8 protein-coding genes and 1 pseudogene are annotated in these 9,101 nt (G+C 74.0%); all 9 read left to right on the top strand.

The genetic code is table 11. The features are described from left to right. A pseudogene (locus tag J1M38_RS07670) lies at positions 1-691 on the top strand (nitrite/sulfite reductase); the annotation flags it as partial. After that, complete coding sequence (locus J1M38_RS07665; protein ID WP_049146121.1) at positions 688-1,413, top strand: phosphoadenylyl-sulfate reductase; 726 nt, start codon at positions 688-690, stop codon at positions 1,411-1,413. The pseudogene J1M38_RS07670 and the gene J1M38_RS07665, both read left to right, overlap by 4 nt. A gap of 32 nt (positions 1,414-1,445) precedes the next feature. After that, entirely contained in the window at positions 1,446-2,381 is a 936-nt protein-coding gene (gene cysD / locus J1M38_RS07660) for a sulfate adenylyltransferase subunit CysD (protein ID WP_061867768.1), read from the top strand. Next, complete coding sequence (locus J1M38_RS07655; RefSeq protein ID WP_041104782.1) at positions 2,381-3,721, top strand: sulfate adenylyltransferase subunit 1; 1,341 nt, start codon at positions 2,381-2,383, stop codon at positions 3,719-3,721. Before cysD ends, J1M38_RS07655 begins: the two co-directional genes overlap by 1 nt. A 31-nt stretch (positions 3,722-3,752) precedes the next feature. Further along, positions 3,753-4,478 (top strand): ABC transporter ATP-binding protein, encoded by a 726-nt coding sequence (locus tag J1M38_RS07650; RefSeq protein WP_206481586.1) that lies wholly within the window; start codon positions 3,753-3,755, stop codon positions 4,476-4,478. Further along, positions 4,468-5,391 carry an ABC transporter permease gene (locus J1M38_RS07645; protein WP_061867766.1) on the top strand — a complete coding sequence of 308 codons (924 nt, stop codon included), beginning with the start codon at positions 4,468-4,470 and terminating at the stop codon, positions 5,389-5,391. The genes J1M38_RS07650 and J1M38_RS07645 overlap by 11 nt, the downstream gene beginning before the upstream one ends. Beyond that, positions 5,388-6,656: a uroporphyrinogen-III C-methyltransferase gene (gene cobA / locus J1M38_RS07640; protein WP_206481587.1), complete on the top strand. Its 1,269-nt coding sequence runs from the start codon at positions 5,388-5,390 to the stop codon at positions 6,654-6,656. Before J1M38_RS07645 ends, cobA begins: the two co-directional genes overlap by 4 nt. Beyond that, complete coding sequence (locus J1M38_RS07635; RefSeq protein ID WP_182488434.1) at positions 6,653-8,089, top strand: FAD-dependent oxidoreductase; 1,437 nt, start codon at positions 6,653-6,655, stop codon at positions 8,087-8,089. The genes cobA and J1M38_RS07635 overlap by 4 nt, the downstream gene beginning before the upstream one ends. Positions 8,090-8,171: 82 nt before the next feature. Then, the gene (locus tag J1M38_RS07630) at positions 8,172-8,807 is read left to right on the top strand and encodes a TIGR03085 family metal-binding protein (RefSeq protein ID WP_063188738.1); all 636 of its coding nucleotides are present in this window, start codon (positions 8,172-8,174) and stop codon (positions 8,805-8,807) included. The last annotated feature ends 294 nt before the right edge of the window (positions 8,808-9,101 follow it).

Raw genomic sequence — 9,101 nt, 5'->3', positions numbered from 1 at the left:
CCACGTGGGGGTCCACGAGCAGAAGGACGGCCGCTTCTACATCGGTGCCGCCCCCGTCGTCGGCCGCTCCAGCGGCACCACCCTCACCGCCCTCGCGGACCTGCTCGAGGCCCACGGTTCCACCCGGCTGCGGACCACCCCGCACCAGAAGATCGTGGTGCTGGACGTGGAGCGGGACCGTGTGGACGCCGTCGTGGCCGGCTTGAAGGAGCTGGGACTGGACCCGGAGCCGTCCGTGTTCCGCCGCTCCACCATCGCCTGCACGGGCCTGGAGTTCTGCAAGCTCGCCATCGTGGACACGAAGGACACCGCCACCGCCGCGATCGCCCAGCTCGAGGAGCGCCTGGCCGACCTCGCCGACCGCCTCCCCGAGCGGCTGAGCCTGCATGTGAACGGCTGCCCCAACTCCTGCGCCCGCATCCAGACCGCGGACATCGGCCTGAAGGGCCAGCTGCTCCCGGACGACGACGGCGGCCAGACGCCCGGCTTCCAGGTCCACCTGGGCGGCGGCCTGGCCTCCGTGGACCGCGCCGAGGCCGGCCTCGGACGCAGCGTCCGCGGCCTGAAGGTCCGCGCGGACGGGCTGGTCGACTACGTCGAGCGCCTCGTCCGCCGGTACGACGAGCAGCGCGAGCCGGGCGAGACCTTCGCCCGGTGGGCGCACCGAGTCGACGAGGAGGCCCTCCGATGAGCACCGTTCCCCCCACCCGTCCGACCGAGGACCTCGAGCGCCTGCAGGCGCTCGCGGAGTCCGGCGCCGCCGAGCTCGGCTGGGACGCCCCCGCCGAGGCGGTGGTCGACTGGGCCGCCCGCCACGTGGACCTCCGCCGGGCCGCCGTCGCCTGCTCCATGGCCGACGCCGTCCTGCCGCACCTGGTGGCGCAGCGAATGCCCGGCGTGGACGTCCTCTTCCTGGAGACCGGCTACCACTTCACCGAGACCCTCGCGACGCGCGACGAGGTGGCCCGCCGCCTCGACGTCACCGTGGTGGACGTGCTCCCGGAGCTGACCGTGGCCGAGCAGGACGAGCGCCACGGCAAGGACCTGTTCGCCCGTGACCCGGGGCTGTGCTGCGCGATGCGCAAGGTCGAGCCCCTCAACCGGGCGCTGGCCGGATACGACCTGTGGTTCACCGGCGTCCGCCGGGACGAGGCGCCGACGCGCACGAACACCCCGCTGGTGGGCTGGGACGAGGCCCACGGCATGGTCAAGGTCAACCCCGTCGCCCCGTGGAGCTTCGACGACCTGGTCGGCTACGCCACGGACCACGACGTGCCCGTGAACCTGCTCCTGCAGAACGGCTACCCGTCGATCGGCTGCCGTCCCTGCACCCGCCCCGTCGCCCCCGGGGAGGACCCCCGAGCCGGGCGCTGGGCCGGGACCGCGAAGACCGAGTGCGGCATCCACGTCTGAGCGCCGCACCCGAGACAGACCAAGGAGACACGATGACCCTCACCCATGCCCCCGACCCGGGGACCGTGAGCCCCGCCGGGCCCGACGTCCAGGACGCCCTGGAGGCCGAGGCGATCCACATCGTCCGCGAGGTGGTGGCCGAGTTCGAGCGCCCCGCCATGCTCTTCTCGGGCGGCAAGGACTCCGTGGTGATGCTCCACCTGGCCGCGAAGGCCTTCTGGCCGGGCAGGATCCCCTTCCCGGTGGTCCACGTGGACACCGGCCACAACTTCCCCGAGGTCCTCGAGTTCCGCGACCGCACGGTGGAGCGGCTCGGCCTGCGGCTCGTGGTGGGCTCCGTGCAGGAGTACATCGACCGCGGCGAGCTGCGTGAGCGCGCCGACGGCACCCGCAACACCCTGCAGACCACCCCCCTGCTGGACACGATCCGGACCAACCGGTTCGACGCCGTCTTCGGGGGAGGCCGCCGTGACGAGGACAAGGCGCGGGCCAAGGAGCGGATCATCAGCCTGCGGGACGCGTTCGGCCAGTGGGACCCGCGCAACCAGCGCCCCGAGCTGTGGAACCTCTACAACGGCCGTCACACCCCCGGCCAGCACGTCCGCGCGTTCCCCATCAGCAACTGGACCGAGCTGGACGTGTGGCGGTACATCGCCCGCGAGGGCATCGAGCTGCCCTCCATCTACTACGCGCACGAGCGGGAGGTCTTCCGCCGCGACGGCATGTGGCGCGCCGTGGGGGAGCACTCCCGCCCGGCCGAGAACGAGGAGGTCACCACGCGGACGGTGCGCTACCGCACGGTGGGCGACATGTCCTGCACCGGCGCCGTCCTCTCGGAGGCCGCCACCGTCGAGGACGTCGTGCTCGAGGTCGCCGCCTCCACCCTGACCGAACGCGGGGCCACCCGCGCCGACGACCGCATCTCCGAGGCGGCCATGGAAGATCGCAAGAAGGACGGGTACTTCTGATGAGCACCGCACTGCTGGACCGGCGCGCCCCCGCCGGGACCCTGTTCCGCCTGGCCACGGCCGGCTCGGTCGACGACGGCAAGTCCACCCTCGTGGGCCGCCTCCTGCACGACTCCAAGGCCGTCCTGGCCGACCAGCTCGAGGCCGTGGCCCGCACCTCCGCCGAGCGCGGCTTCGGCGGCGCCGAGGGCGGGCTGGACCTGGCGCTGCTGACCGACGGCCTGCGCGCCGAGCGGGAGCAGGGGATCACGATCGACGTCGCGTACCGGTACTTCGCCACGGACCGGCGCACCTTCGTGCTGGCCGACTGCCCCGGGCACGTGCAGTACACCCGCAACACCGTCACGGGCGCCTCGACGGCCGACGCCGTCGTGCTGCTCGTGGACGCCCGCAAGGGCGTGGTGGAGCAGACCCGACGCCACCTCAGCGTGGTGGCCCTGCTGCGGGTGCCGCACGTGATCGTCGCCGTCAACAAGATCGATCTCGTGGACTACGCCGAGGAGGTCTTCACCGCGATCGCCGAGGACGTCCGGCGCGTGGCCCGGGAGCTCGGCCTCTCCGACGCGGTGAGCGTCCCGGTGTCCGCCCTGCAGGGCGACAACGTGGTCACCCGCTCCGAGCGGACGGACTGGTACACCGGCCCCACGCTCATGGAGCTGCTCGAGTCCCTGCCCGGGGCGGACGCCGAGGACGACGCCGCGGCCTCCTTCCGCTTCCCGGTGCAGCTCGTGGTGCGCCCCCAGGGCGCCCTGGCCCCCGGCCTCGACCCTGAGGTCTTCCGCGACTACCGCGGCTACGCCGGGCAGGTGGTGGCGGGCACCGTCCGGCCCGGGGACGCCGTCGCCGTCCTCACCCCGGGGCAGCCGGTGCGCACCACCACCGTGGTGGGCGTGGACGCCGCCGGCGAGTCCCTCGAGGAGGCCTCCTCCCCGCAGTCGGTGGTCCTGCGCCTGGCCGACGAGGTGGACGTGGCCCGCGGGGACACGATCGCCGCCGCGGACACCGCCCCGCGCCCCACCGCGGAGGTGGCCGCCGCGCTGTGCTGGCTCTCCGCCGCGCCGCTGCGCGTCGGGCAGCAGGTCCTCGTCAAGCACGGCACCGCCGTCGTCCGGGCGCTCGTCCAGGAGGTGGCCGGCCGGCTCGACCTCGACACCCTGCGGCTCGACCCGGCCGAGACCCTCGGGCTCAACGACATCGGACAGGTGCGCCTGCACCTGGCCGCGCCGCTGCCCGTGGAGCCCTACGCCGTGCATCGGCGCACCGGGGCGTTCCTCGTGATCGACCCCCACGACGGGGCCACGCTCGCCGCCGGCATGGTGCGCGGCGGCGACGAGGCCTGAGACGGATGACGACGGTGGGACGGGAGCGGTCATGACAGTGGTGATGGAGGACGTGGGCAAGAGCTTCGGCGGGCCCACGCCCGTGCTGGAGGACGTCTCCGTGCGGATCGAGCCGGGCGAGTTCGTCTGCCTGCTCGGCGCGTCCGGATGCGGCAAGTCCACCCTGCTGAACATCATCGCCCGGCTCGAGGTGCCCACCGCGGGCGTCGTCAAGACCCCCCGGGAGGGGGCCGCGTTCATGTTCCAGGACGCCGCCCTCTTCCCGTGGCTCACCGCCCGCGGCAACATCGAGCTCGCCCTCCGCTTCGCCGGTGTGGCCGCGGGGGAGCGTCGGGAGCGTGCCGGGGAGCTGCTGCGCCTCGTCCACCTGGACGACGCCGCCGACCTGCGACCCCACCAGCTCTCCGGCGGCATGCGCCAGCGCGTCGCCCTGGCCCGGGCCCTCGCCCAGGACCGCCCCCTGCTGCTCATGGACGAGCCGTTCGCGGCCTTGGACGCGATCACCCGCGACCTGCTGCATGGGGAGCTCGAGCGCGTGTGGCGGCAGACCGGTCGGACGGTCGTGTTCGTCACCCACAACGTGGCCGAGGCCGTCCGCCTCGGCCAGCGGGTGCTGCTGCTGTCCTCACGTCCGGGTCGCGTCGTCGCCGAATGGGACGTGCCCGCGGCCGCCCGCCACGACGCGCCCGCCGCGGCCGCCCTCACGGCCGCCATCACCGCCCGACTCGGTCAGGAGATCCGTCGCCATGCGCACTGACACCCCCACCCTCGACGCCCCCGGCCGCGCGCCGGGGGCCGCCACCGACGACGAGCTGCGCGAGCTCGACAGCGGCCTCGACGCGCTCCAGGCCGTCGACTCGACCCGTCGGACGGGTCTGGCCGGGTGGGACTGGAGCCGGGTCCTGCTCCCGGTGGCCGCCGTCGTCCTGCTCGTGGCGATCTGGCAGGCCTTCGCGTGGCTGGCCGGTGCGCGCGGTGAGCCGATCACCGGTCCCGGTGACGTCGTCGGGGCCTTCGGGACGCTGTGGGCGCAGGGCCTCGTCCAGCAGGCAGTGGCGACGTCGGTGGGCCGCGCCGTCGTGGGCTTCGCACTCGCCGTGGTCGTCGGCGTCGGGCTGGGCCTCGTGCTCGGACAGGTCGGCGTCCTGCGGCGGGCGTTCGGCCCGCTGCTCACGGCCCTGATGGTGCTGCCCAACGTGGCCTGGGTGCCGCTCGCGGTGCTGTGGTTCGGCCTCAGCGACGCCACCGCGTACTTCGTGATGCTCACCGGCGCCGTCCCCGCCGTGGTCGCCGGCCTCACCACCGGCACGGACCAGGTGCCGCCGCAGCTGCGTCGCGCGGCCCGGGTGCTGGGCGCCTCGCGTCTCGAGACCGCCCTGCTGGTGGTCCTCCCGGCCGCCCTGCCCGCCTTCGTCTCCGGCCTGCGCCAGGGCTGGGCCTTCGCGTGGCGAGGCCTCATGGCCGCCGAGATCATCGCCGTCGGCGGGCCCATGGGCGTGGGACTCGGGACCCTGCTCCACGAGGGACGTGCCGCGTCCGACCTCGCCGTCGTCCTCTGCGCCGTCCTGACCATCCTGGCCGTCGGCGTCCTCTTCGAACTGGCCGCATTCGGCCCCGTCGAGCGGCGCATGCTGCGCCGCCGCGGGCTGCTGGAAGGGAGCACGCGATGACCGCGTCCGATCTGTACCCCACCTCCCTGCGTCTGCTCGGCCGGCCCGTCCTGATGGTGGGCGGCGGGCGCGTGGCCGGCCGCCGCATGGGCGCCCTCCTCGACGCCGGCGCGCTCGTCACCGTGGTGGCCCCGGAGCCGGGGGAGGAGGTGGAGCGGCTCGCGGCGGCCGGCCTGCTCACCCTGCACCGCCGCCCCTACCGCCCGTCCGACCTCGACGGGGTCTGGTTCGCCCAGACCGCCACCGGCGACCGGGCCGTGGACGGGGCCGTGGCCTCCGACGCCGAGGCCCGCCGCGTCTGGTGCGTCGACGCCTCCGATGCCGAGTCCTCCGCCGCCTGGACGCCCGCCGTCGTCCGGGCCGGGGACGTGACCGTGGCCGTCAACGCCGGGGGAGACCCTCGCCGCGCCCGCGCCCTGAAGGATGCGATCACCCTCGCCCTGTCCACGGGGCGGCTGCCGCTGCGCCGGCGGCGCGCGTCCTCCGAGCCCGGCCGCGTGGCCCTCGTCGGCGGCGGCCCCGGCGACTCCGGGCTCATCACCGTGCGCGGCCGACAGCTGCTCGCGGAGGCCGACGTGGTGGTCGCCGACCGGCTGGGCCCGCGCGCCCTCCTGGCCGAGCTGGACCCGGCGGTGCCCGTGATCGAGGTCGGCAAGGCCCCCGGGAACCACCTGGCCACGCAGGACGAGATCAACGCCGTCCTGGTCCGGGAGGCCCGGGCCGGCCGCCTCGTCGTCCGGCTCAAGGGCGGCGACCCGTACGTGCTCGGCCGCGGCGGCGAGGAGGCGGCGCACTGCCGCGCCCACGGCGTCGACGTCGAGGTGGTCCCCGGTGTCACGAGCGCCGTCTCGGTGCCCGCCGCCGCGGGGATCCCGGTCACCCATCGCGGCGTCGCCACCGGCTTCACGCTGGTGACCGGCCACGAAGAGCTGGCCGAAGTGCCCACCCGGGCCGACCACACGCTCGTCCTGCTGATGGGCGTGCGCCGGCTCGCGGACACCGCGCGCCGACTGACGGAGCGCGGCTTCGACGGCGCGACGCCCGTGGCGATCATCGAGCGCGGCTGGATGCCGGACCAGCGGGTCACCGTGGGCACGGTGGAGACCATCGCCGCGCAGGCGGCCGCCGTCGGTGTGGAGAACCCCGCCGTGATCGTCGTGGGCGACGTCGTGCGCCTGAGCCCTTACGCCACCGGCGCGCCGGCGGCCGGCATCCCTGCCCCGATCTCGACCCTGAACCCGACCTCCGAAGGAGCACGAGCATGACCCCGACCCCCTCGTCCTCGAGGCCTGACCGCCCGTTGCGCATCGCCATCATCGGTGCCGGACCCGCCGGGGTGTACACGGCGGACATCCTGACCAAGGAGGAGCGGGACTTCCGTGTCAGCATCGACCTGTTCGACCGGTACCCGGCCCCGTTCGGCCTGATCCGCTACGGGGTGGCCCCGGACCATCCGCGCATCAAGGGCATCGTGACCGCGCTGCACAAGGTCATGGACCGCGGGGACATCCGTTTCCTGGGGAATGTGGACTACGGCACGGACCTGAGCCTGGCGGATCTGCGTCGGCATTACGACGCGATCGTGTTCTCCACCGGTGCGGTGCGCGACGCTGTCCTGGACGTGCCGGGGGTGGAGTTGGCCGGCTCGTTCGGTGGCGCGGATTTCGCGTCCTGGTATGACGGGCACCCGGATGTGCCGCGGCATTGGCCGTTGGAGGCCACGCAGGTGGCGGTGATCGGCAACGGGAACGTGGCCCTGGATGTGGCCCGGATCCTGTCCAAGCATGCCGAGGACCTGTTGCCCACCGAGATCCCGGACAACGTGTACCGGGACCTGGCCGCCTCCCCGGTCACGGATGTGCACATCTTCGGTCGGCGCGGGCCGGCGCAGGTGAAGTTCACCCCGCTGGAGCTGCGGGAGCTGGCGCACTCCCGGGATGTGGACATCGTGCTGTACGAGGAGGACTTCGACTTCGATGCGGCCTCGGAGAAGGCGATCGAGGAGAACAACCAGGTCCGCACCATGGTGGGCACGTTGACGAACTGGCTCATGGAGCAGGAGGACCGTCAGCAGAGCGCCTCGCGTCGGCTGCACCTGCATTTCCTGCAGGCCCCGGAGGAGTTCCTGGACGAGGACGGGGACGGCCGGGTGGACGGTCTGCGGATGCGTCGGATGGAGTTGGACGGTTCCGGTGGGGTCCGTCCGACGGGGGAGACCGTGGACTATCCGGTGCAGGCGGTGTACCGGGCGGTGGGGTACTTCGGGTCCCCGGTGGAGGGGGTGGAGTTCGATGAGGTGCGCGGTGTGATCCCGAACGCGGAGGGTCGTGTGCTGGACGCGGACGGCGCCCCGGTGCCGGGTCTGTATGCCTCGGGGTGGATCAAGCGGGGCCCGGTGGGGTTGATCGGGCACACCAAGGGTGACTCCCTGGAGACGATCAAGCATCTGATCGAGGACGAGCCGGGGCTGTGGCGGGCTCAGGAGCCGTCGGAGGAGTCGGTGATCGAGCTGCTCGAGTCCCGTGAGGTGCCGTACACGACGTGGGCCGGTTGGCATGCTCTGGATGAGCATGAGAAGTCCTTGGGTGCGCGGGCGACGGAGGCCGGGCCGGTGGCGCGGGAGCGGGTGAAGGTCGTGGACCGGGAGGAGATGACCCGCATCTCCCGGGAGAGCGTCCTCCTCGGCGCCGGAGGCTGAGCCCTCCCGTCGGGTGGATGCGAGGCCGCGGCGGGGCGCCACCCCTCGCCCGCGCCGCGGCCCGCTCCCTACCGTGGTGCCCATGACCACCTTCGCCGCAGCCGAACGCGCCCGCCTCGCTGACCTCCTGCTCGAGAAGGGCCCCCACGCGCCCACCCTGTGCGGCGGCTGGAGCACCCGCGACCTCGCCGCCCACCTCTGGCTGCGGGAGCGCCGGCCCGACGCCTTCGCCGCCCTGTTCATCCCGCCGCTGTCCCGCCACCTCGACCGCCTGACCGCGGCGACCAAGCGCCGCGACTACGCCGAGGTCGTGCGGGAGTGGGCCGCGGGCCCGTCGGCGCTGAACCCCATGCGGGCGGCGGACAGGCACGTGAACGCGGCCGAGCACTTCATCCACCTCGAGGACGTCCGGCGCGGCGAGTCCTCGGCCGGCGGCTCGTTGCCCGCCCCGCGCGCGTTCTCCCCGGACGAGGAGGACGCCCTCTACCGCTCGCTGCGTCGCATGGCCCCGCTGTTCCTGCGCACGTCCACGGCGCCGGTGGTCCTCCAGGGCCCGGGCCGCGCCCCGGTCACCGTCACCCGTGGGGCCGTGGCGCTGCGGGCGCCCGTCACGGTGACCGGCGAGGTCGGGGAGCTCCTCCTCTGGGCCTCGGGCCGGGACGCCGTGCACGTGGAGATCGACGGCGACGCGTCGGCGGCCGTGCGCACCGCCCTCTGACGCGCTCCGGCCCCGCGGCCACGGGCCGGCGCAGCGTCCACTACACTGGCGGGCACAGGCGTCGACCCGGCCATCACCGGCGAGCCTCCGGAAGAACGGGCCGCACGGCCCCAGTAGAACCGGACGGGTAAGCCCGTCACAGCAGTCATCAAGCGGCCAGCACCCCGGGGACCTCCCGACGCCGGCAAGCAAGGTGGTACCGCGTCCGCGGCCGGCCGGAGGGTCGGGCCCTCGGGCGTCCTTGCACGGAACCGACGCCCCGGACGCAAAGGACCCCCGTGTATCCCCTCGCCT

Origin of the sequence: Micrococcus sp. KRD070 (assembly GCF_017168435.1) — a bacterium.
GTDB classification, from domain to species: Bacteria; Actinomycetota; Actinomycetes; order Actinomycetales; family Micrococcaceae; genus Micrococcus; species Micrococcus luteus.
This window is presented reverse-complemented; position numbering and strand designations above follow the sequence as displayed.

Bases quoted from the DNA above. Each gene is read 5' to 3' on its own strand.
- J1M38_RS07665 (WP_049146121.1), top strand. From the start codon at position 688: ATGAGCACCGTTCCCCCCACCCGTCCGACCGAGGACCTCGAGCGCCTG.
- cysD (WP_061867768.1), top strand. From the start codon at position 1,446: ATGACCCTCACCCATGCCCCCGACCCGGGGACCGTGAGCCCCGCCGGG.
- J1M38_RS07655 (WP_041104782.1), top strand. From the start codon at position 2,381: ATGAGCACCGCACTGCTGGACCGGCGCGCCCCCGCCGGGACCCTGTTC.
- J1M38_RS07650 (WP_206481586.1), top strand. From the start codon at position 3,753: ATGACAGTGGTGATGGAGGACGTGGGCAAGAGCTTCGGCGGGCCCACG.
- J1M38_RS07645 (WP_061867766.1), top strand. From the start codon at position 4,468: ATGCGCACTGACACCCCCACCCTCGACGCCCCCGGCCGCGCGCCGGGG.
- cobA (WP_206481587.1), top strand. From the start codon at position 5,388: ATGACCGCGTCCGATCTGTACCCCACCTCCCTGCGTCTGCTCGGCCGG.
- J1M38_RS07635 (WP_182488434.1), top strand. From the start codon at position 6,653: ATGACCCCGACCCCCTCGTCCTCGAGGCCTGACCGCCCGTTGCGCATC.
- J1M38_RS07630 (WP_063188738.1), top strand. From the start codon at position 8,172: ATGACCACCTTCGCCGCAGCCGAACGCGCCCGCCTCGCTGACCTCCTG.